Origin of the sequence: Streptomyces sp. NBC_01217 (genome assembly GCF_035994185.1) — a bacterium.
In the GTDB taxonomy this organism is placed as follows: domain Bacteria; phylum Actinomycetota; class Actinomycetes; order Streptomycetales; family Streptomycetaceae; genus Streptomyces.
On sequence record NZ_CP108538.1, the window covers coordinates 6,238,552 to 6,259,660 of the forward strand.

Here is a 21,109-nt window from a genome sequence, read left to right on the forward strand (position 1 = left end):
AATACGGCCTTCTTGCCGCGCGGGCCGTACGGCGTCAGCGGTTCTCGGCCACCCACCGGTAGTGCAGCTCCGGGCGCCCGATCTGACCGTACTGCGGACTGCGCACCGCACGCCCCACCGTCACCAGATGCTCCAGATAGCGGCGCGCCGTGATCCGCGAGATCCCCACCTCCACCCCGGCCGCGCCCGCCGTGACCCCGTCCGGAGCGGCCCGCAGGACGCGGGTGACGGCCTCCAGCGTCGGGCCGCTCAGCCCCTTCGGCAGCCGGGACGGCTGCGGTGCGCGCAGGGCGCCCAGCGCCCGGTCCACCTCGTCCTGACCGCTCGCCTCACCGGCCGCCGCGCGGAACTCGGCGTAGCGCACGAGCCGGTCGCGCAGGGTGGCGAAGGTGAACGGTTTCAGCACGTACTGGACGACACCGAGCGACACCCCTTCCCGCACCACCGCCAGATCGCGCGCCGACGTCACCGCGATGACATCCGCCGCGTGCCCGGCCGCGCGCAGCGAGCGCAGCAGCTGAAGGCCGTGGCCGTCGGGCAGATACAGATCCAGGAGCAGCAGATCGACCGGCGTACGGTCCAGCGCCCGCACCGCCTCCGCGCGCGAGTGCGCGACCGCGGCCACGGCGAATCCGGGGACGCGGCCCACATACAGCTGATGGGCGTCCGCGGCGACGGGATCGTCCTCGACCACCAGCACCTGGATCATGCGGTGGCCTCCTTCGCGGCGGACGTCGTGCGGTGGGCGACGGCCAGCGGCAGCCGCACCGTGAACTGCGCACCGCCGTCCGGACCGTGGCCCAGCGCCACCGTCCCGCCGTTGCGATGCACCGCCTGCTGCACGAGGGCCAGCCCGATCCCCCGCCCCGCGCCGTGCGTCGACCAGCCCCGGTCGAACACCTCGGCCGCGTCGTCCGGATCGATCCCGGCCCCGGTGTCGGCGACCCGCAGCAGCAGCTCGCCCTCCCCGGCGAGCGCGGTGACGGTGACCCGGGCGCGGCCGGACCGGCCCGCCGCCGCTCCCCGCTGGGCGGGCACGGCTGCGGACCCCGGCACCCCGGTCACCGCCTCGGAGGCGGCGTCCACCGCGTTGTCGATCAGATTGCCGAGGACCGTCACCAGGTCCCGCGGCGGCAGGGTCGCGGGCAGGGCGCCGTCGTCGATCAGACTGTCCTCCGCGAGCACCAGCTCCACCCCCCGCTCGTTGGCCTGCGCCGCCTTGCCGAGCAGCAGCGCGGCCAGCACCGGTTCGGCGACGGCGCCCACCACCCGGTCCGTGAGGGCCTGGGCCAGCTCCAGTTCGGCGGTGGCGAAACCCACCGCCTCCTGCGCCCGGCCCAGTTCGATCAGCGAGACGACCGTGTGCAGCCGGTTCGCCGCCTCGTGCGCCTGCGAGCGCAGGGCCTGGGTGAACCCCCGCTCGGAGTCCAACTCACCGGACAGTGCCTGCAGTTCCGTGTGATCGCGCAGCGTCACGACCGTACCGCGCTGCTCCCCGCCCACCACCGGACGGGTGTTGACGACGATCACCCGCTCCGCCGTCAGATGCAGCTCGTCGACCCGCTCCTCGGAGGCGAGCAGCGCACCGGTCAGCGGCGCCGGCAGATCCAGCTCGTCGACCCTGCGCCCGACCGCACCGGCACCGAGACCGAGCAGCTCCCGGCCCGCGTCGTTGATCAGCGCGATCCTGCGCCGTCCGTCGAGCATCAGCAGCCCTTCGCGCACCGCGTGCAGCGTGGCCTGGTGGTAGTCGTGCATCCGGCTCAGCTCGGCGGCGTTCATGCCGTGCGTGTGCCGCCGGAGCCGGGCGTTGATCACGTACGTGCCGATGCCGCCGAGGGCGAGGGCCCCGCCCGCCGCCAGCCCCAGCGCCCCCAGCTGTGCCCGCACCTGCGAGGAGACCCGGTCGACCGTGATGCCCGCGCTGACCAGGCCGGTGATCCTGCCGCCGTCCCGGATCGGGGTGACGACCCGGATCGAGGGGCCGAGCGTGCCGGTGTACGTCTCCGTGAACGTCTCGCCGCGCAGCGCCCGCGCGGTGTGCCCGAGGAACTTCTCGCCGATCAGCCCGGCGTCCGGGTGCGTCCAGCGGATCCGGTCCGGGGACATGATCGTGACGAAGGCGATCCCGGTGTCCCTGCGGACCTTCTCCGCGTACGGCTGCAGCACGGCCGACGGGTCCGGGGTGCGGATCGCCTCCCGTACGGACGGGGAGTCGGCGATCGCCAGCGCCGCCGCCCTGACCTGCCGGGCCGCCGTCTCCTTCGCCTGTCCGCTGCCGGAGACGTACGCGAAGAACGCGCACCCCGCCACCACGGCCGCGACCAGCACCACCTGCATGGCGAAGAGCTGCCCTGCGAGGCTGCGGGGGCGGGTACGGGGGAGGCGCATGGCCCCAGTGTGCCTGGCCGAAAACATATGAACGAAATGCACGTAACGGTGACCGCCGTCACACGGGGCGAGATATTCGCCGGGACCCCCAGGGACGGGGGTCGGACAGAGCCGAGCCGAGGAGAACCCCATGGGAGTGCCAACCGCCAGGCGGGACCGTACGCATTATCTGTATCTCGCCGTGATCGCGGCCGTGGGCCTCGGCATCCTCGTGGGCTTCGTGGCCCCGGACTTCGCCGTGGAGCTCAAGCCGATCGGTACCGGCTTCGTCAACCTCATCAAGATGATGATCTCGCCGATCATCTTCTGCACGATCGTGCTGGGCGTCGGATCGGTGCGCAAGGCCGCCAAGGTCGGCGCGGTCGGCGGCCTCGCCCTCGGCTACTTCCTCGTGATGTCGACCGTCGCGCTCGCCATCGGTCTGCTCGTCGGCAACATCCTGGAGCCCGGCTCGGGCCTCCACCTCACCGAGGCCGTGCGCGCCGCCGGTGAGAAGCAGGCGGCCGGTGCCAGCGAGTCCACCGTGGACTTCCTGCTCGGCATCATCCCGACGACGATGGTCTCCGCCTTCACCGAGGGCGAGGTGCTGCAGACCCTGCTGATCGCCCTGCTCGCGGGCTTCGCCCTGCAGGCCATGGGCTCGGCCGGCGAACCGGTCCTGCGCGGCATCGGACACATCCAGCGCCTCGTCTTCCGCGTCCTCGCCATGATCATGTGGGCGGCCCCGGTCGGCGCCTTCGGCGCGATGGCCGCGGTGGTCGGCGAGACCGGCGTCGACGCGCTGAAGTCCCTCGCGATCATCATGGTCGGCTTCTACATCACCTGCGCGATCTTCGTCTTCGTGGTGCTCGGCACGATCCTGCGGCTGGTCGCCGGTGTGAACCTGCTGCTCCTGCTGAAGTACCTGGGCCGCGAGTTCCTGCTGATCCTCTCCACCTCGTCGTCCGAGTCCGCGCTGCCGCGGCTGATCGCCAAGATGGAGCACCTCGGCGTCAGCAAGTCCGTCGCGGGCATCACCGTGCCGACCGGATACTCCTTCAACCTCGACGGCACCGCGATCTACCTCACGATGTCCTCGCTCTTCATCGCCAACGCGATGGGTGACCCGCTGAGCGCCGGTGAGCAGATCTCCCTCCTGCTCTTCATGATCGTCGCCTCGAAGGGCGCGGCCGGAGTCACCGGCGCGGGCCTGGCCACCCTTGCGGGCGGCCTGCAGTCGCACCGCCCCGGCCTGGTCGACGGCGTCGGTCTGATCGTCGGCATCGACCGCTTCATGAGCGAGGCCCGAGCCCTGACGAACTTCGCGGGCAATGCGGTGGCCACCGTCCTGGTAGGCACCTGGACCAAGGAGATCGACAAGGAGCGGGTGGACCAGGTGCTGGCCGGCGCCATCCCGTTCGACGAGCAGATGCTCACCGACGAGGGCCCCACGGAGCCGTACGTCCCGGAGTCCAGGGACGGCGACGGCGAGAAGGCCTCGCTGGCGAAGGCGTAACGAAGCTGGGTGTGCGGCCGGTACGGGACTCCCGTACCGGCCGCACACGTATGTCAGCCGTGCGTTCAGCCGAACGGGATGTGGACGACCGACTGGTTGCCGACCCCGACCGTGCTGGAGCCGTTGCCGATGGCGTTCCAGATCTCCACCCTGACCTTGCCGTTCACCAGATTGCCCTGGCTCCCGGTCGAGGCCATGAGCCCCTTGCTCTGCGTGTAGTGCTCATAGCCGGGGACGGGGTCGGTGGGGAAGTAGTTGTACGTCTCCGTGCGGTCCCAGGTCCCGTCGCCCGTACGGTCGTAACTCACCCTCACCTGCTGCCCGTTGGCGACGGTCGTGCCCGCGTCGACGAACAGGTCGAACTGGGTGGACCCGCCGTTGTACGTCCGGGTGATGCCGGAGGCGGTGAAGGTCTGCGGGCTGTGCGGGGTGCCGTCGTAGTTGGCGCCGTCCGCCGAGGCGAGGGTGACCGCCGAGCCGGACGCCTCTGCCGCCCCGAGACCGCCGCCGGAGCGGAGCGTGAGGTCGGCCGAGCCGGACGGCGGATCGGTCGGGTCCGGCGGGTCGGTCGGGTCGGTGCCGCCGCCCTTGGTCCAGACGCCGACGTAGTCGACGAGCATGGGACGGCCCGGGACGGTCTCCGCGGTGGGGGTGCTGCCGCCCAGCGCGTTGGGGAACGCGCCGCCGATCGCGAGGTTGAGCAGGATGAAGTACCCCGCGTGCTCGGTCATGTTGGCCCAGGTGCCGGCGTCCAGCTGGTTCTGGGACACGGAGTGGAACTGCTGCCCGTCCACGTACCAGCGCAGCGCGTTGGGAGTGACGGAGCGGTCCCACTCGAAGGTGTACGTGTGGAACTCCGACTGGCAACTGGCCCCGGGGCAGGCTCGGTTGCTGGCGATGCCGCTCGTCTCGTTGCACGGGCCGCCCGGGTTGACGCCGCAGTGCAGCACGCCCCAGACGGAGTTGATCCCGTTGACGTTCTCCATGATGTCGAACTCACCGATGCCCGGCCAGTTCCAGTAGTTGCCGCGGTACGGGGAGCCGAGCGCCCAGAACGCGGGCCAGTAGCCGAGGGCCGCGTTCCCCGTGACGTTCGGCATCTGGATCCGGCTCTCGATGCGCAGGGTGCCGCCCGCCGGGGCCTTGAAGTCGGAGCGTACGGTCTCGACCCGGCCCGAGGTCCAGTTGCCCGCGCCGTCCCGCAGCGGGGTGATCCGGAGGTTGCCGTTGCCGTCGAGGCTGAGGTTGTCGGGGTTGGCGGTGTAGTTCTGGATCTCACCCGTGCCCCAGTTCGCGGGGCCGCCCGGATAGGCGTGGCCGGTGTCGATCTGCCAGTTCGCGGCCGAGGGCAGGGAGCGGTCGGCGCCGTTGAAGTCATCGCTCCACTTCAGGTCCCAGCCGGGTGCCGGGGGGACGGCGCCGCGTGCGGATCCGGAACCGAGGACGGTGGCCAGTCCGGCCAGGACCAGGGCCATCACGGTCAGCGCGGCGAGTACGACGGTGCGTCTGTGGGGAGTGGAGTCAGTGGGGTGGGCGGTCAGGCGGATGCGGCTCGCGTTCAAGGAACACCTCTCCGGTGGGGGCGGGGGGAACGGGAACGAGGTACCGGTCTTGAGAGCGCTCTCACGCTTTTTGTAGGTGCACGCGGGGAGGCCGTCAATGGCGCCACACTCTTAACTTCTTGAATGTAAAGGGCAGTTGGGGGAGGGCGGGAGAAAGAAGGACCCCGCACTTGCCTTGACGTCCGCGTCAACGTCTACCGTCGAAGACATGCGAATCGGGGAGCTGGCCGAGCGGGCCGGGACGACCACACGGACTCTGCGCTACTACGAGTCACGCGGACTGCTGTCCGCGCGCCGCGCCGGCAACGGCTACCGCGCGTACGACGAGGACGATCTGCGTCTCGTCCAGCAGATCCGGACCTTGCAGGACTTCGGCTTCGAGCTGGAGGAGACCCGCCCGTTCGTCGAGTGCCTGCGCGCCGGCCACCCGGCCGGTGACGCCTGCCCCGCCTCGCTGGCCGTCTACCGGCGCAAGCTCGGCGAGCTCGACTCGCTCATCGAGCAGCTCCGGGCGGTACGCGCCCAGGTGGGCACCCAGCTCGCGCGGGCCGAGCTGGAGGCCGGGGCGGAGCTTCCCGGCGGTCCGGAACCACGATGCGAATTGGGAGGATGACAGATGATTCATGCAGAGGGCGTGGCCGAGGTCACCGACACCACCTTCGATACGGAGGTGCTCGGGGCGGACCTTCCCGTGCTGGTCGAGTTCACCGCCGACTGGTGCGGCCCGTGCCGCCAGCTCGCCCCGGTGCTGAGCGCCGTCGCCGCCGAGGAGGCCGGGCGCATCAAGATCGTCCAGCTCGACGTCGACAACAACCCGGCGATCGCGAGCCGGTACGCGGTGCTGTCGATGCCGACCCTGATGGTGTTCCGCTCCGGCGAACCCGTGAAGTCGATGGTCGGCGCCCGCCCCAAGCGCAGGCTGCTCCAGGAACTGGAGGACGTGTTCGAGCCGGTGTGAGGCGTGGGCGGGTCGTCGGCGAGGCCCCACCCGCGGTCCGACTGCGAGGTCCGATTGCCGCCAGCGTTCAACGGCGGCCCCCGCGATGCTCGGAGTCATGAACCGACTCGAAGGAAAAGCGGCCCTGGTCACCGGCGGAAGCCGGGGCATCGGCGCTGCCGTGGCGCTGCGGCTGGCCGAAGAGGGCGCCGATGTGGCCCTGACGTACGAGACCGGCGCGGAGCGGGCCGCCGGGGTGGTGGCGCAGATCGAGGCGTCCGGCCGCCGGGCGCTGGCCATCCAGGCCGACAGCGCGGTCCCCGAGAGGCTGACCGCAGCGGTGGACGAGACCGCCGAGACGTTCGGCGGACTGGACATCCTGGTCAACAACGCCGGTGTCTTCCTCGTCGGCCCGCTTGAGGACATGGGGCCGGAGGAGATCGACCGCACCCTGGCGGTGAACGTCCGGGCGCCGTTCGTGGCGTCCCGGGCAGCGGCGCGTCATATGGGCCGGGGCGGCCGCATCGTCAGTATCGGCAGCAATGTGGCCGAGCGCGCGGTCTTCCCGGGCTTCGCCCTGTACGCGATGAGCAAGACGGCCCTCGCCGGGATGACCAAGGGCCTGGCCCGGGAGCTGGGCCCGCGCGCCATCACCGTCAACCTGGTGCACCCCGGTCCCACCGACACGGACGCCAACCCCGCCGACGGCCCCGACGCGGCGGTGATCGCCGGCTTCACCGCACTGGGCCGTTATGCGCAGGCGGCGGAGATCGCCGCCACCGTCGCCCATCTGGCAGGCACGGACGGTGGCTACATCACCGGAGCGGCCATCCACGTCGACGGAGGATTCACCGTCTGACGGCGAACTCGCCCGCGCCGTCCGGGCGGAGACCCGGCGCGAGAGGCGGGCGGGGTTGCCGGCGGCCGGCGTCAGGATCCGGTGCGGCCGATCGAGTCGAGGAGCTGGAGTTCTCTCTTCGTCAGCCGCAGTGCGCCTGCCCTCACGTTGTCGACGAGGTGTTCAGGGTTGCCTGTCCCCGGGATGGCCAGCACGTGGGCACCCTGTTGCAGGGTCCATGCCAGACGTATCTGCGCCGGAGAAACGCCGTGTGTGCGGGCGATGGCGGAGACATTGTCGTGCTCGGCATGGACAGCTCCTGCCGCGCGTCCCTGCCCGGCGACGGAGAAGAAGGGCACGAACGCGATGCCGTGTACGGCACATGCGCGGAGCATCCGATCACCGCTGGGCTCGTCGATGCTGTGGCGGTTCTGGACGCACACCACCGGTGCGATCGCCAGGGCTTGGGACAGGTGCTCGGGGCGGGCATCGGAGACACCGAGCTGACGGACGAGTCCGGCGTCCCGCAGCTCGGCGAGGGCCCCGAAGTGCTCGCTGATGGAGTCCTGGCCCATGATGCGCAGGTTGACCACATCGAGGTGGTCGCGGCCGAGTTGGCGCAGGTTCTCCTCGACCTGGCCGCGCAGTTGGTCGGGCCGCGCCGGAGTGGTCCACTCCCCGCAGGCGTCCCGTGCCGGGCCGACCTTGGTGGCGATGACGATGTTGCTCGGGTACGGCGCGAGGGCCGAGTTGATGAGTTCGTTGGCGGACCGTAGCCGGGAGAAGTAGAACGCCGCGGTGTCGATGTGATTGACGCCGAGTTCGACGGCGCGACGCACCACGTGCATCGCCTGGCTGCGGTCGCTGGGGGAGCCGCGGTGGAAGGGAGCGCTGCCGGTCAGGCGCATGGCGCCGAAACCCATCCGGTTGACCTTGAGGTCTCCGAGCAGCCACGTGCCCGCCGCTGCCGCAGAGACCGTGCCCGACGTCATCTCGTCCATCAGCTCCATTCGATCGGCCATTGCCTCTCGGACGGCCCGAGGCTCGGCGGTCTTGGAGTATGCGCAGGTGGAGAGCGTGGCGGGAAGGCGTGGAGTGTGGGGGAATGTCACAGCGCGATCGGGAACCCCGGGATACACACGGTGAGTTGTTACTGCCGACGCTTCCTTTGCCGCACCGTCGGTCAGATGGTCGACGTACCCGCAGGCTGCCGCTCCAGCGTTCTTCGTCGTCCCCGGCCGGCGTTACACGCAGTCCGAAGGCGTTCTCTGTGAGGGGCAGGACGTTTCTCGTTGTAGTACAGCGCGACAGCCTCCGTCCCGCGTGAGACCGGGGACAGGACCCTCTCGTCCAGCCCATGGCTGCCGTCCTGTCCCCACGCCCACGTCCACGCACTGTCGGTGCCGGTCGTCACCACCGGCTCGTACTCGTCATGGCCGAGATGCCGTCACGCCGCACTGACACACTGAGGCGACCTGGATGCTTTCCTTTTGGTGGGTATCTGATAAATAAGTGGGTTCTTGGCGGGCGCATGCGCCGCGATGACCATGGTGCGTATGCCTACGCATACGAACAGCTCGTCCACACCCGTCACCGTCATCGGCCTCGGCGCCATGGGGCGCGCCCTCGCCGGCGCCCTCCTGGATGCAGGCCACCGCACCACCGTCTGGAACCGCTCCCCGGGCAAGGGCGATGAGCTCGTCGCCCGGGGAGCGGTCCTGGCCGGGTCCGCCGAAGAAGCCGTACGGGCCAGCGAGTTGGTGGTCGTCTGTGTCGTCGACCGCGAGGCCTCGCAGCAGATCCTGGCCCCGCTGACCGGCGCGCTCGCCGGGCGGGTTCTGGTCGATCTCATCTCCGACACCCCGGACAGCGCCCGTGCCTCCGCGGCCTGGGCGGGCAGTCATGGGCTCGAATATCTGAAGGGCGCCATCATGGTGCCGATCGAGGTGATCGGCACGCCGGAGGCGCTGATCTTCTATGCGGGGTCGCGGTCCGCGTACGACAGGTACGAGGCCGTGCTCGGGGCGCTCGGCGGCAATGCACCGTTCCTGGGGCCGGATCACTCTCTGGCCGCCGCGTACGACATGGCGATGCTGGACTTCTTCTACGGCGGCATGGCAGGGCTGGTGCACGCCTTCGCCCTGGCCAGGGCCGAGAACATCCCCGCTGCCGCCATCGCCCCGTATCTGCGGACCATCGTGGACATCCTGCCGCCCATTGTGGCCGGGACAGCCGCCGACATCGACAAGAAGGAGTACGACGGCGCGGGGGCCAACCTCGCCATGATGACCGCGAGTGTCGATCACCTGCTGCACGCGGCGCGCGGCAGGGGCCTGGACACCTCCCAGCTGGAGGCCATCAAGGCCGTGTCCGACCGCGCGATCGCCAAGGGGCACGGCGCGGACTCCTGGGCGAGCACCGTCGAGGCGCTCGGCGGCTGAGCGGGGGGAGAGGGGGGCGTGGGGCCCGCGGCCGGAGGAGGAGGAAGCGGTCGCGGGCCCACGCCCCTGCTCACGCCGGCTTCAGCCAGACCGTCGCCAGCGGGGGCAGCGTCAGCAGGATGCTGCCGGGGCGGCCGTGCGCGGACACCCGTTCCGGCTTCAGCGGCCCGGGATGGTGTACGTCGCTGCCGCCGTACCGTCCGGCGTCCGTGTTGAGGACCTCCGCCCATGCGACCTGGTCACCGAGGACGTCCGGGACGCCGATGCGGTAGTCGTGCCGCACCACGGGGGAGAAGTTGCTGACGGCGAGCAGCGGCGCGCCGTGCGCGTCGTAGCGCAGAAAGGCGAAGGCGTTGTCCTCGGCCGCGCCGCCGTCCACCCAGTCGAAGCCCTCCGGGTCGGTGTCGCGCTGCCAGAGCGCGGGCGTGGCGCTGTACACGGTGTTCAGGTCGCGGACCAGGGTGCGTACGCCGCGGTGGTCGGCCTCCGCCTCGTACGAGGGGTCGAGCAGCCACCAGTCCGGGCCGTGGCCCTCCGACCACTCCGCTCCCTGCGCGAACTCCTGTCCCATGAAGAGGAGTTGCTTGCCCGGGTGGGCCCACATGAAGCCGAGGTACGCCCGGTGGTTGGCGCGCCGCTGCCACCAGTCGCCGGGCATCTTGCTGACCAGCGCCTGCTTTCCGTGCACCACCTCGTCGTGCGAGATCGGCAGGACGTAGTTCTCGCTGTACGCGTACACCATCGAGAAGGTCATCTCGTTGTGGTGGTACCTGCGGTGCACCGGCTCCTTCGACACGTACTCCAGAGAGTCGTGCATCCAGCCCATGTTCCACTTCAGCCCGAAGCCGAGCCCGCCGAAGCCGTCGGGGCCGACATGGTGGGTGGCACGGGTGACGCCGTTCCAGGCGGTGGACTCCTCGGCGATGGTGACGACGCCCGGATTGCGCCGGTAGACGGTCGCGTTCATCTCCTGGAGGAAGGCGACGGCGTCCAGATTCTCCCGGCCGCCGTGCTCGTTCGGGGACCAGCCGCCGTCCTCGCGCGAGTAGTCGAGATAGAGCATCGAGGCGACCGCGTCCACCCGCAGCCCGTCGATGTGGAACTCCTCGCACCAGTAAGTGGCGTTGGCGACAAGGAAGTTGCGCACCTCGGTGCGCCCGTAGTCGAACTCCAGCGTGCCCCAGTCCGGATGCGCCGCCCGCGACGGGTCCGAGTGCTCGTACAGCGGGCGGCCGTCGAACTCCGCGAGCGCCCAGTCGTCGCGCGGGAAGTGTGCGGGCACCCAGTCCATGATGACGCCGATGCCCGCCCGGTGCAGCGCGTCGACGAGGAAACGGAAGTCGTCCGGTGTGCCCATGCGCGACGTCGGGGCGTAGAAGCCGGTGACCTGATAGCCCCAGGAACCGCCGAAGGGATGCTCGGAGACCGGCATCAGCTCCACGTGCGTGAATCCGAGATCCCGTACATAGGCGGGGAGTTGAGATGACAGCTGGCGGTAGGTCAGCCCCGGGCGCCAGGACGGCAGATGCACCTCGTAGACGGAGAACGGCGCCTCGTGCACCGGTACGTCCCCGCGGTGCGCCATCCACTCCTGGTCCTGCCACTCGTGGTGCGAGGCCGTCACGATCGAGGCGTTGGAGGGCGGGACCTCGGTACGGCGGGCCATCGGGTCGGCGCGCTCGGTGTGCGAACCGTCCGGGCGGCAGATGTCGAACTTGTAGAGCGTGCCCTCCCCGATCGAGGGCAGGAACAGCTCCCACACCCCGCTGGAGCCGAGCGACCGCATCGGGAAGCCGGTGCCGTCCCAGTAGTTGAAGTCCCCGGTGACCCGCACTCCGCGGGCGTTGGGGGCCCAGACGGTGAACCGGGTGCCCGCGACCCCCTGGTGCTCCATGGGCCGCGCGCCGAGTGCGGTCCACAGCTCCTCGTGCCGGCCCTCGCCGATCAGATGCAGATCGAGTTCGCCGAGCGCGGGCAGGAAGCGGTACGGATCGTGGACCTCGGTCTCGTTGTCGTCGTAGGTGACCTGGAGCCGGTACTCGGGCAGTGAGGGCATCGGCAGCAGCCCGGAGAAGAGGCCGTCGCCGTCGCTGTGCAGCTGGGCCCGCAGCCCCTTGGCGAGCACGGTCACGGAGCGCGCGTACGGGCGCAGCACGCGGAAGGTGACTCCGCCGCGGACCAGGTGGGCGCCGAGCAGGTCGTGCGGGGCGTGGTGCTCACCGGCGAGCAGCCGGGCCCGGTCGCCGTCGTCGAGGGGGCGCGCCGGGCGCACTCCCTGTCCTGCGGCATCCCGGCGGGCGCGCGACGGCGCGGCTGTGTCACCGGCGGCTCGCTTGGCCGCCGGCTTCTTCTGCCCGGCCGGGGCGGCCGGTTCCGAGGAGGGCGGGGCGGCCGCCTCTGCCGGGACCGCGGGGGATGCCGTCGCCTCCGGTGCCGGGAGCGGGACTTGGGGGATCTCGGTGGGGGCGGGCGTCTTGCGGGACGGCTTGCGGGCGGTCACAGGGACAGCCTCCTCGGAGGGTTGTCGGAACGGAGCGGGGCGGAAGGGGGCGGAAGAGAGGGCCGGGCGGTGGGGCGGGCGTGAAGGGCCGCGAACTCCCTCGCCGTCAGTCGGCGACGGCGGCCAGGCGCTGGATCGCCGCCATCGGGACCGGAAGCCAGTCGGGCCGGTGCCGCGCCTCGTACAGCACCTCGTACACCGCCTTGTCGGTCTCGTGGGCGCGCAACAGCTCCGGCTCGCTGCGCGGGTCGACGCCCGAGGCCTTGGCGTACCCCTCGCAGTAGGCGGTCCGGCAGCGCGCCGCCCACTCGGCGTTCCACGGGCGGTGCGAGCGGGCCGCGTAGTCGAAGGAGCGGAGCATTCCGGCGATGTCGCGCACCGGAGGCTGCGGACGGCGGCGCTCGGGCAGCGGTCTGGCCGGTTCGCCCTCGAAGTCGATCAGGGACCAGAAGCCGTCGGTCCCGCGCAGCGTCTGGCCGAGATGGAGATCGCCGTGGACCCGCTGGGCCGCCCAGTTGCGCCCCCGGTGGCCCAGCGCTGCCACCGCGTCGAAGGCGGTGCGCAGCCCGGGTACGTACGGCACGAGGGCTGGTACCGCCTGCGCGGCGGCTTCCAGCCGCTGCACCATCGCGGCGGCGAGATGCTCGGTCTGGGAGCGGCGCAGTGCGGGCGTCGGCAGGGCGGCGGCGAGCGCGGTGTGCACCTCGGCGGTGGCCCTGCCCAGTGCGTGGGCCTCGGCGGTGAAGTCGAGGCCCTTGGCGAGGGCGTGCAGGGCGAGCTGCCAGCCGTCCTCCGCGCCGCGCAGGAAGGGCTGCAGGACGCCGAGGGTCAGCGGCTCAGGGGTGGCGGCCTCGAACCAGGCGACGGGGGCGGGCACCCGTCCGCAGCCCTCGCGCGCGAGCGCGAGCGGCAGTTCCAGATCGGGGTTGGTGCCCGGGAAGACCCGGCGGAAGATCTTGAGGATGTAGGCGTTGCCGTAGACGAGCGAGGTGTTGGACTGCTCGGTTTCGAGGACGCGCGGGGCGAGTCCGGCGGCGATGGGGGCGCCGCCCCGGTCGAAGCGCAGGGTGCCGAGGCTGCCGGGGGCACGGAACCGTTCCAGCAGGAGTTCGGCCAGGCGCGGGTCGTGCAGTCCCTCGTAGACGGTGCGGCCGGCGAGCGGGCCCCGGGCCACGCGGCCGATCAGTGCGGGCGCCAGCCGTGGCGGCAGCGCGGACCGTACGCCGAGCAGCAGTTGGTAGCAGTCGCCGGGCGACTGCGCGGGCATGGCGGGCTGGTGGACCCGGACCAGCAGATGGAGCAGTCCGGTTCCGGCCCGGGCGCCGACGGCAGCGGCGTCCACCGGCAGTATCTCGGTCGCCGACACCAGCGAGAACGCGGTGATCGGCCGCCCCTTGCCGGCGAACCACCGCTGCCGGGGCAGCCATTCGTGCAGCAGGGGGGCGAGAGACGGGAGCAGGGCTGTGCTGTCAGCCAGGGCGACCCGAGTGGATGCAGCCTCCGACATGGCATCGCGTCCTTTCCCCGGGCACACCACAGGATGCGAAGAGTGTCCCGGATTGCGGCAATAGCTGTCCGGCTGTGCGGGACGTGTCGGGTCAGGATGGTCCGTACGGACTCGACTCGAAGGGATCGAAACGCCAGAGGGGACCCGGAAAGGTCCGGAAGAGCTCGATGTGGGGGAAGCGTGCCCCGTGCGGGGCGGCGGAAACCGCCCCGCGGTCTGTGGCGCGAAGTGACGCCCGGTCAGTTCGGCGGCGCGTCCTTGCGCAGCCGGAACCAGTAGAAGCCGTGTCCCGCGAGAGTCAGCAGGTAGGGCCACTGACCGATGGCGGGGAAGCGCACCCCGCCGATCAGTTCCACCGGATGACGCCCGTTGAACGCCCGCAGATCCAGCTCCGTCGGCTGAGCGAACCGCGAGAAGTTGTGGACGCACAGCACGAGATCGTCCCCGTGCTCACGGGTGAAGGCGAGCACGGCGGGGTTCGACGACGGCAGTTCGCTGTACGAGCCGAGGCCGAAGGCATGGTTCTGCTTACGGATCTCGATCATCCGCCGCGTCCAGTGCAGCAGCGACGACGGGGAGGCCATCGCCGCCTCGACGTTGGTGACTTGGTAGCCGTAGACCGGATCCATGATGGTGGGGAGGTAGAGCCGCCCCGGATCGCTGGAGGAGAACCCGGCGTTCCGGTCGGGCGTCCACTGCATCGGGGTGCGTACGGCGTCCCGGTCGCCCAGCCAGATGTTGTCGCCCATCCCGATCTCGTCCCCGTAGTAGAGGATCGGGGAGCCGGGCAGGGACAGCAGCAGCGCGGTGAACAGCTCGATCTGGTTGCGGTCGTTGTCCAGCAGGGGCGCCAGCCGCCGCCGGATGCCGATGTTGGCCCGCATCCGCGGATCCTTGGCGTACTCCGCGTACATGTAGTCGCGTTCCTCGTCCGTGACCATTTCGAGGGTGAGCTCGTCGTGGTTGCGCAGGAAGATGCCCCACTGGCAGTTCTTCGGGATCGCGGGTGTCTTCGCCAGGATCTCGGAGACCGGGTAGCGGCTCTCGCGCCGTACGGCCATGAAGATCCGGGGCATCACGGGGAAGTGGAACGCCATGTGGCACTCGTCGCCGCCGGCCCGGAACTCGCCGAAGTAGTCGACGACATCCTCCGGCCACTGATTGGCCTCGGCGAGCAGCACGGTGTCCGGGTAGTGCGCGTCGATCTCCTTGCGGACCCGTTTGAGGAAGTCGTGCGTCTCGGGGAGGTTCTCGCAGTTGGTGCCCTCGCGCTGGTAGAGGTACGGCACGGCGTCCACCCGGAACCCGTCGATCCCGAGGTCGAGCCAGAAGCGCAGCGCGGAGATGATCTCCTCCTGCACCGCCGGGTTCTCGTAGTTGAGATCGGGCTGGTGGGAGAAGAACCGGTGCCAGTAGTACTGCTTGCGCACCGGGTCGAAGGTCCAGTTGGACGTCTCCGTGTCGACGAAGATGATCCGGGCGTCCGGGAACTGCTTGTCGTCGTCGGCCCAGACGTAGTAGTCGCCGTACGGCCCTTCCGGGTCGGTGCGGGACTGCTGGAACCACTCGTGCTGATCGCTCGTGTGGTTCATGACGAAGTCGATGATCACGCGCATCCCGCGCTGGTGCGCGGCGTCGACGAACTCCACGAAGTCGGCCAGATCGCCGAACTCCGGCAGTACGGCGGTGTAGTCGGAGACGTCGTATCCGCCGTCGCGCAGCGGCGACTTGAAGAACGGCGGCAGCCAGAGGCAGTCGATGCCAAGCCACTGCAGGTAGTCCAGCTTGGCGGTGATGCCCTTGAGGTCGCCGATGCCGTCGCCGTTGGAGTCCTGGAAGGACCGGACGAGGACCTCGTAGAACACTGCGCGCTTGAACCAGTCGGGATCGCGGTCCTTGGCCGGGGTGTCCTCGAACGTGTCGTGGACAGGCTCATTGACGATCATGGTGTGGGTGACCCTCCGGTCGGCGGGGACGGTCGCAGGACGACGATGTGCGCGGGCGTGACGCCCGGCTCTAGGCGCACATAGAAGGTCCTGCCCCAGTGATAGGTATCGCCGGTGAGCTCGTCGCGCACCGGCACGCTCTCGTGCCAGTCGAGGCCGAGTCGCGGCATGTCCAACGAGACCGTGGCCTCCTGGGTGTGGTGCGGGTCGAGGTTGACGACCACCAGAACGATGTTCGAACCCGAACGCTTGCTGTACGCGATCACCGCGTCGTTGTCGGGGGAGTGGAAGTGCACGTCGCGCAGCTGCTGCAACGCCGGGTGGCGGCGCCTGATGCGGTTGAGCGAGGTGATGAGCGGGGCCAGCGAACGCCCCTCGCGCTCCGCCGACTCCCAGTCCCTGGGCCGGATTTCGTACTTCTCCGAGTCGATGTACTCCTCGCTGCCGGGCCGGACCGGGGTGTTCTCGCACAGCTCGTACCCCGCGTACACACCCCAGGACGGGGAGAGCGTCGCGGCGAGAACGGCCCGCGCCTCGAAGGCCGGACGGCCTCCGTCCTGGAGGTAACCCGGCAGGATGTCGGGGGTGTTCACGAAGAAGTTGGGCCGCATCCAGGACGCGGTCTCGCCCGACAGTTCCGTGACGTACTCGGTGATTTCCTGCCGAGTGTTGCGCCAGGTGAAATACGTGTACGACTGCTGGAAACCGATGGCGGCGAGCGTCTTCATCATCGCGGGCCGGGTGAACGCCTCGGCCAGGAAGATCACGTCCGGATCGGTCCGGTTGATATCGGCGATCACCTTCTCCCAGAAGATCACCGGTTTGGTGTGCGGATTGTCGACGCGGAAGATCCGGACTCCGTGATCCATCCAGAAGCGCAGAATGCGCAGGGTCTCCGCGACCAGGCCGGGAAGATCCTTGTCGAAGGCGATCGGATAGATGTCCTGGTATTTCTTCGGCGGATTCTCGGCGTAGGCGATGGTGCCGTCGGCGCGGTGGTGGAACCACTCGGGGTGTTTCTCCACCCAGGGGTGGTCGGGAGAACACTGGAGTGCGAAATCCAGTGCGATCTCCATGCGCAGGGTGCGGGCGGTCCGGACGAAATGATCGAAGTCGTCGAGGGTACCCAGATCGGGATGGACGGCGTCGTGACCGCCCTCGGCCGAGCCGATCGCCCAGGGCACGCCCACGTCATGGGGGGCGGGGGAGAGCGAATTGTTGGGGCCCTTGCGGTGGGTGGTTCCGATGGGGTGGACGGGCGGGAGATAGACGACGTCGAAACCCATGGCGGCGACCGCGGGAAGCCGCTCGGCGGCCGTGCGGAAGGTGCCGCTGATGATCCTCGCCGGCTGCTGCGGCGCCTTTGCCGTCCTGCCCTTCTTCTTCGCCCCGGCCCCTTTGGCCTGTTCTGCGGGTTCGGTCCTTGCGCCCTCCGAACGGGGGAACAGCTCGTACCAGGAACCGAACAGGGCCCTTTCGCGCTCGACCAGCAGAGGCAGCGGCCGGGACGCGCTGACCAGTTCGCGCAGGGGATGACGGGCGAGCGCGGCCCGCGCCTCGGGGGCGAGCGCCGCGGCGAGCCGGGCGGCTGCCGTACGGGACTCGTCGCGCAGCGCGTCGGCAGCGTCCAGCACGGCCTCGCGCCCGTCCCGCTTGGGCACGCCCGCGGCGGCCCGTTCGTACAGCTCGGCGCCCTCCGCCAGGACGAGCGCGGTGTCGATCTTCGCCGGGACCTTGATCCGGGCGTGCTGCCGCCAGGTGGTGACGGGGTCGCTCCAGGCCTCGACCGTATACGTCCAGCGGCCCTCGGAGGCCGGGGTGACATCGGCGCCCCAGCGGTCCGTGCCGGGGGCGAGTTCGCGCATCGGCGTCCATGGGCCGGGGCGCCCGCTCGGGTCCAGCAGGACCACATTGGCGGCGACCGCGTCATGGCCCTCCCGGAACACGGTCGCGGTGACCTGGAAGGTCTCTCCGGCAACGGCCTTGGCTGGCCTTCTGCCGCAGTCGACGAGGGGGAGGACGTCGAGGACGGGAATGCGACCGATCATGGAATCACCTGGGGACTGGAGCTCGGGCTGAACGGGGCGCGACGCGGCCGCGGAGGGCGGAATACGCGCACCGCGACCGAGGGGGTCCGTCCTTTCTAGCTGCTCCGTTGACGGCTGATGGGGTGTGGGCATGGCCGCTCCTGTCCGCATTCACTCGAATGGCACTCGAATTGCTGGGGCGCGGATGTGTTGCGTGGAGGTAAACCGGATGAACAGCGGTCCCGCAGGTGCCTCGCATTCATGCTGCATTCGGGCGGCATTCGCATGGTCCGGGAGGTGCTCGGGCTGTGTACCGAAGTAGCCTTCCCATCGATCTCGGGGGGCCAATCCGGTGATGTGTTAACTACTCGGGCGTAGCTGTGACGACCTGAATGCGCCGGGCGCCGCCCCATGTCTGCGGGGTCCGCCGGCGCCCCTCGGACGCCACTGGGCAGCTTTCCCCCTGGTGCGAAGTGCCACAAGACCGGGTGCGGTGGCGGAATCGGCCATTACCTGTGTGGCGGTTGTGCCCGGATCTGCCGTACGGGGCCCCGGATACGGATGTGGCGGGGGCGGGCGGGGCATTCGGCGGCGCGCGCGGCAGCCGGTCGTGCGCCGTGGTCGCGGAGCACGGCCCACCGTTAACGTCGAGGGTGACGGAGAGGCGCACACCGTGGTGCGTCCCCTCGGATTCGTACGTCCCCTGTAAAGGTGGAATACGTGAAGGCCATTCGTCGATTCACCGTGCGTCCCGTCCTCCCCGATCCCCTTCAACCGCTCAGCGACCTCGCCCGCAACCTGCGCTGGTCCTGGCACACCGAGACCCGTGAGCTCTTCCAGGCCGTCGACCCGGAGATCCGGCGGACGGCGGAATGCGACCCCGTGCGGCTGCTCGGTGCCGTAACCGCCGGGCGGCTGGCCGAGCTGGCCCGGGACGAGCAGTTCCTGCACCGGCTGGCCGAGGTGTCCGCGGACCTCCGGGAGTACCTGGACGGTCCCAGGTGGTACCAGGAACAGCGGACCCAGGGGGCGGAGCTGCCCGTCGCCGTCGCCTACTTCTCGCCCGAGTTCGGGGTGACGGCCGCGCTGCCCCAGTACTCCGGCGGGCTCGGCATCCTCGCCGGCGACCATCTCAAGGCCGCCAGCGATCTGGGCGTCCCCCTCATCGCCGTCGGCCTGCTCTACCGGCACGGCTACTTCCGCCAGAGCCTGTCCCGCGACGGCTGGCAGCAGGAGCACTACCCCGTACTCGATCCCAACGAGCTGCCGCTCACCCTGCTCCGCGAAGCCGACGGAACCCCCAGCCGGGTGGTGCTCGCCCTGCCCGGCGGCCGTTCGCTGCACGCCCACATCTGGCAGGCCCAGGTGGGACGCGTACCGCTGCTGATGCTCGACTCCGCCGTGGAGGAGAACGCGCCGGGCGAACGCGAGGTGACCGACCGGCTGTACGGCGGCGGCAGCGAGCACCGGCTGCTCCAGGAGATGCTCCTGGGCATCGGCGGCGTGCGGGCCGTGCGCACGTACTGCCGCCTCACAGGACATCCGGCGCCCGAGGTGTTCCACACCAACGAGGGCCACGCAGGCTTCCTCGGCCTTGAACGCATCCGTGAACTCTCCGGCACCGGGCTCGACTTCGACTCTGCGGTGGAGTCCGTGCGGGCCGGCACGGTCTTCACCACCCACACTCCCGTGCCCGCCGGGATCGACCGGTTCGACCGTGAACTGGTCGCCCGGCACTTCGGGGACGACGGCGAACTCCCCGGCGTGGGCGTCGAACGCATTCTGCAGCTGGGCATGGAGACCTACCCCGGCGGCGAGCCCGAGCTGTTCAACATGGCCGTGATGGGGCTGCGGCTCGCCCAGCGCGCCAACGGGGTCTCCACCCTCCACGGCTCGGTCAGCCGCGAGATGTTCTCCGGCCTCTGGCCGGGCTTCGACGCGGCGGAGGTGCCGATCACCTCGGTGACCAACGGGGTCCACGCACCCACCTGGGTCGCACCCGAGATTCTCCGGCTGCGCAGGGGATACGGCGGCACTCCCGGACGCTGGGACTCCGTCGCCGACGTGCCGGACCGGGAGCTGTGGGACCTGCGGCGGACCCTGCGCGGACAGCTGGTCACCGAGGTCCGCGAGCGGCTCTACGCATCGTGGCGCACCCGGGGCGCGGAAGCGGCCGAACTCGGCTGGATCGACGGTGTGCTCGACCCGGACGTGCTGACGATCGGCTTCGCCCGGAGGGTGCCCTCGTACAAGCGGCTGACGCTGATGCTGCGCGACCGCGACCGGCTGCGGGAGCTGCTGCTCCACCCGACGCGCCCGATCCAGATCGTCGTCGCGGGCAAGGCCCACCCCGCCGACGACAGCGGGAAACGGCTGGTGCGGGAGCTGGTGCGGTTCTCCGACGACCCCCGGGTGCGCCATCGCATCGTGTTCCTGCCGGACTACGGGATGGCCATGGCGCAGAAGCTCTACCCGGGCTGCGACGTCTGGCTCAACAACCCCCTGCGCCCCCTGGAGGCGTGTGGTACGAGCGGCATGAAGGCCGCGCTCAACGGCTGCCTCAACCTCTCTGTCCTCGACGGCTGGTGGGACGAGTGGTTCGAGCCGGACTTCGGCTGGGCGATCCCGACGGCCGACGGCCTGGGCCTGGACGAGGACCGCCGTGACGATCTGGAGGCGGGCGCGCTCTACGAGCTGATCGAGGACCGGATCGCACCACGCTTCTACGACCGGGGCGCCGAAGGGCTTCCCGAGCGCTGGATCGAGATGGTCCGCCGCACACTGGGCACCCTCGGGCCCAAGGTCCTGGCGGGGCGCATGGTGTCCGAGTACGTGGAGCGGCTGTACGCGCCCGCCGCGCTCGCCCAGCGCGCGCTGGACGCCGCGACGGCACGGCAGCTCGCCGACTGGAAGGCCAGGGTCCGGGCCGCCTGGCCGCGCGTCGCCGTCGACCATGTGGAGGCGGTGGCACCCGACACGGCGGGCGGCTCCGCCGAGCTGGGGTCGACGCTGGGGCTGCGGGTCCGCATCGCCCTCGGGGTGCTGGAGCCGGACGACGTCGAGGTGCAGGCGGTGGCCGGCCGGGTGGACGCCGCCGACGGGATCTCGGACGCCCAGGTCTTCCCGCTGAAGCCCGCCGGTGGCCAGGACCTGGAGGGCCGCTGGCTGTACGACGGTCCGCTGGCCCTCGACCGCACCGGGCCGTACGGCTACACGGTCCGGGTGCTCCCCGCCCATCCGCTGCTGGCGACCGGCGCGGAACTCGGCCTGGTGGCGCTGCCCACGGAGTCGATGGGGGACGGTGCGGGGCTGCTGATGCGCTGAGCCGTCCGTCCTGTGGGGCCCGGCACCGGAGCGGTGCCGGGCCCCTTCGTTCTCTGAACACAGCGTCTTGACGTGTCCATGGGATGCCTTTAAGTTCCTCACTCATTGCAGGTTCACAACTCGATCCGATGTTCATATCCA

General features: G+C 70.4%; 15 protein-coding genes. 6 read left to right on the top strand and 9 right to left on the bottom strand.

Annotated features, from left to right (window positions below; genetic code table 11):
* Nucleotides 1-34 precede the first annotated feature (34 nt).
* Together OG507_RS28030 and OG507_RS28035 are read right to left on the bottom strand one after the other, a co-directional pair.
* Entirely contained in the window at nt 35-709 is a 675-nt protein-coding gene (locus OG507_RS28030) for a response regulator (RefSeq protein WP_327369927.1), read from the bottom strand.
* Nucleotides 706-2,391, bottom strand: a complete 1,686-nt coding sequence (locus OG507_RS28035) for a sensor histidine kinase (RefSeq protein WP_327369928.1) — start codon at nt 2,389-2,391, stop codon at nt 706-708. Before OG507_RS28035 ends, OG507_RS28030 begins: the two co-directional genes overlap by 4 nt.
* Before the next feature lie 130 nt (nt 2,392-2,521).
* On the opposite strand from OG507_RS28035, the gene OG507_RS28040 reads away from it, so the two are divergent.
* Nucleotides 2,522-3,886: a cation:dicarboxylate symporter family transporter gene (locus tag OG507_RS28040; RefSeq protein WP_327369929.1), complete on the top strand. Its 1,365-nt coding sequence runs from the start codon at nt 2,522-2,524 to the stop codon at nt 3,884-3,886.
* Between the two features lie 65 nt (nt 3,887-3,951).
* Here the strand turns inward: OG507_RS28040 and OG507_RS28045 are convergent, their stop codons facing one another.
* Nucleotides 3,952-5,361 carry a family 16 glycosylhydrolase gene (locus OG507_RS28045; protein WP_327372127.1) on the bottom strand — a complete coding sequence of 470 codons (1,410 nt, stop codon included), beginning with the start codon at nt 5,359-5,361 and terminating at the stop codon, nt 3,952-3,954.
* Between the two features lie 295 nt (nt 5,362-5,656).
* Here OG507_RS28045 and OG507_RS28050 point away from each other — a divergent pair, with 295 nt between their 5' ends.
* From OG507_RS28050 to OG507_RS28060, 3 genes are all read left to right on the top strand, one after another.
* Nucleotides 5,657-6,061: a MerR family transcriptional regulator gene (locus tag OG507_RS28050; protein WP_327369930.1), complete on the top strand. Its 405-nt coding sequence runs from the start codon at nt 5,657-5,659 to the stop codon at nt 6,059-6,061.
* Nucleotides 6,062-6,064: 3 nt separating this feature from the next.
* Nucleotides 6,065-6,406: a thioredoxin gene (gene trxA / locus OG507_RS28055; protein WP_327369931.1), complete on the top strand. Its 342-nt coding sequence runs from the start codon at nt 6,065-6,067 to the stop codon at nt 6,404-6,406.
* 97 nt (nt 6,407-6,503) lie between these two features.
* Complete coding sequence (locus OG507_RS28060) at nt 6,504-7,244, top strand: 3-oxoacyl-ACP reductase family protein (RefSeq protein WP_327369932.1); 741 nt, start codon at nt 6,504-6,506, stop codon at nt 7,242-7,244.
* Nucleotides 7,245-7,315: 71 nt separating this feature from the next.
* On the opposite strand, the gene OG507_RS28065 is transcribed toward OG507_RS28060, so the two are convergent.
* Entirely contained in the window at nt 7,316-8,215 is a 900-nt protein-coding gene (locus OG507_RS28065; RefSeq protein WP_327372128.1) for an aldo/keto reductase, read from the bottom strand.
* 191 nt (nt 8,216-8,406) lie between these two features.
* On the bottom strand, nt 8,407-8,640 hold the full coding sequence (locus tag OG507_RS40450) for a DUF6461 domain-containing protein (protein ID WP_442811031.1): 234 nt from the start codon (nt 8,638-8,640) through the stop codon (nt 8,407-8,409).
* Nucleotides 8,641-8,779: 139 nt separating this feature from the next.
* Here OG507_RS40450 and OG507_RS28070 point away from each other — a divergent pair, with 139 nt between their 5' ends.
* Nucleotides 8,780-9,664 carry an NAD(P)-dependent oxidoreductase gene (locus tag OG507_RS28070; protein WP_327369933.1) on the top strand — a complete coding sequence of 295 codons (885 nt, stop codon included), beginning with the start codon at nt 8,780-8,782 and terminating at the stop codon, nt 9,662-9,664.
* A 70-nt stretch (nt 9,665-9,734) separates the two neighbouring features.
* Here OG507_RS28070 and glgB read toward each other — a convergent pair whose 3' ends face one another.
* The 4 genes from glgB to OG507_RS28090 form a co-directional block, all read right to left on the bottom strand.
* Entirely contained in the window at nt 9,735-12,164 is a 2,430-nt protein-coding gene (gene glgB / locus OG507_RS28075; protein WP_327369934.1) for a 1,4-alpha-glucan branching enzyme, read from the bottom strand.
* A gap of 106 nt (nt 12,165-12,270) precedes the next feature.
* Nucleotides 12,271-13,671, bottom strand: coding sequence for a maltokinase N-terminal cap-like domain-containing protein (locus OG507_RS28080; RefSeq protein ID WP_327369935.1), 1,401 nt, complete (start codon nt 13,669-13,671; stop codon nt 12,271-12,273).
* Nucleotides 13,672-13,910: 239 nt separating this feature from the next.
* A complete protein-coding gene (treS, locus tag OG507_RS28085) occupies nt 13,911-15,617 on the bottom strand; it encodes a maltose alpha-D-glucosyltransferase (RefSeq protein ID WP_327369936.1) in 1,707 nt (568 codons plus the stop codon).
* Nucleotides 15,614-17,665, bottom strand: a complete 2,052-nt coding sequence (locus tag OG507_RS28090) for an alpha-1,4-glucan--maltose-1-phosphate maltosyltransferase (protein ID WP_327369937.1) — start codon at nt 17,663-17,665, stop codon at nt 15,614-15,616. Before OG507_RS28090 ends, treS begins: the two co-directional genes overlap by 4 nt.
* A 699-nt stretch (nt 17,666-18,364) precedes the next feature.
* Between OG507_RS28090 and glgP the strand changes: the two genes are divergently transcribed.
* Entirely contained in the window at nt 18,365-20,968 is a 2,604-nt protein-coding gene (gene glgP, locus OG507_RS28095) for an alpha-glucan family phosphorylase (RefSeq protein ID WP_327369938.1), read from the top strand.
* The last annotated feature ends 141 nt before the right edge of the window (nt 20,969-21,109 follow it).

What these genes read in the sequence shown, in the direction of transcription:
- OG507_RS28030 (WP_327369927.1), bottom strand. Translation starts at nt 709, where the DNA reads ATGATCCAGGTGCTGGTGGTCGAGGACGATCCCGTCGCCGCGGACGCC.
- OG507_RS28035 (WP_327369928.1), bottom strand. Translation starts at nt 2,391, where the DNA reads ATGCGCCTCCCCCGTACCCGCCCCCGCAGCCTCGCAGGGCAGCTCTTC.
- OG507_RS28040 (WP_327369929.1), top strand. Translation starts at nt 2,522, where the DNA reads ATGGGAGTGCCAACCGCCAGGCGGGACCGTACGCATTATCTGTATCTC.
- OG507_RS28045 (WP_327372127.1), bottom strand. Translation starts at nt 5,361, where the DNA reads ATGGCCCTGGTCCTGGCCGGACTGGCCACCGTCCTCGGTTCCGGATCC.
- OG507_RS28050 (WP_327369930.1), top strand. Translation starts at nt 5,657, where the DNA reads ATGCGAATCGGGGAGCTGGCCGAGCGGGCCGGGACGACCACACGGACT.
- trxA (WP_327369931.1), top strand. Translation starts at nt 6,065, where the DNA reads ATGATTCATGCAGAGGGCGTGGCCGAGGTCACCGACACCACCTTCGAT.
- OG507_RS28060 (WP_327369932.1), top strand. Translation starts at nt 6,504, where the DNA reads ATGAACCGACTCGAAGGAAAAGCGGCCCTGGTCACCGGCGGAAGCCGG.
- OG507_RS28065 (WP_327372128.1), bottom strand. Translation starts at nt 8,215, where the DNA reads ATGACGTCGGGCACGGTCTCTGCGGCAGCGGCGGGCACGTGGCTGCTC.
- OG507_RS28070 (WP_327369933.1), top strand. Translation starts at nt 8,780, where the DNA reads ATGCCTACGCATACGAACAGCTCGTCCACACCCGTCACCGTCATCGGC.
- OG507_RS28080 (WP_327369935.1), bottom strand. Translation starts at nt 13,671, where the DNA reads ATGTCGGAGGCTGCATCCACTCGGGTCGCCCTGGCTGACAGCACAGCC.
- treS (WP_327369936.1), bottom strand. Translation starts at nt 15,617, where the DNA reads ATGATCGTCAATGAGCCTGTCCACGACACGTTCGAGGACACCCCGGCC.
- OG507_RS28090 (WP_327369937.1), bottom strand. Translation starts at nt 17,665, where the DNA reads ATGATCGGTCGCATTCCCGTCCTCGACGTCCTCCCCCTCGTCGACTGC.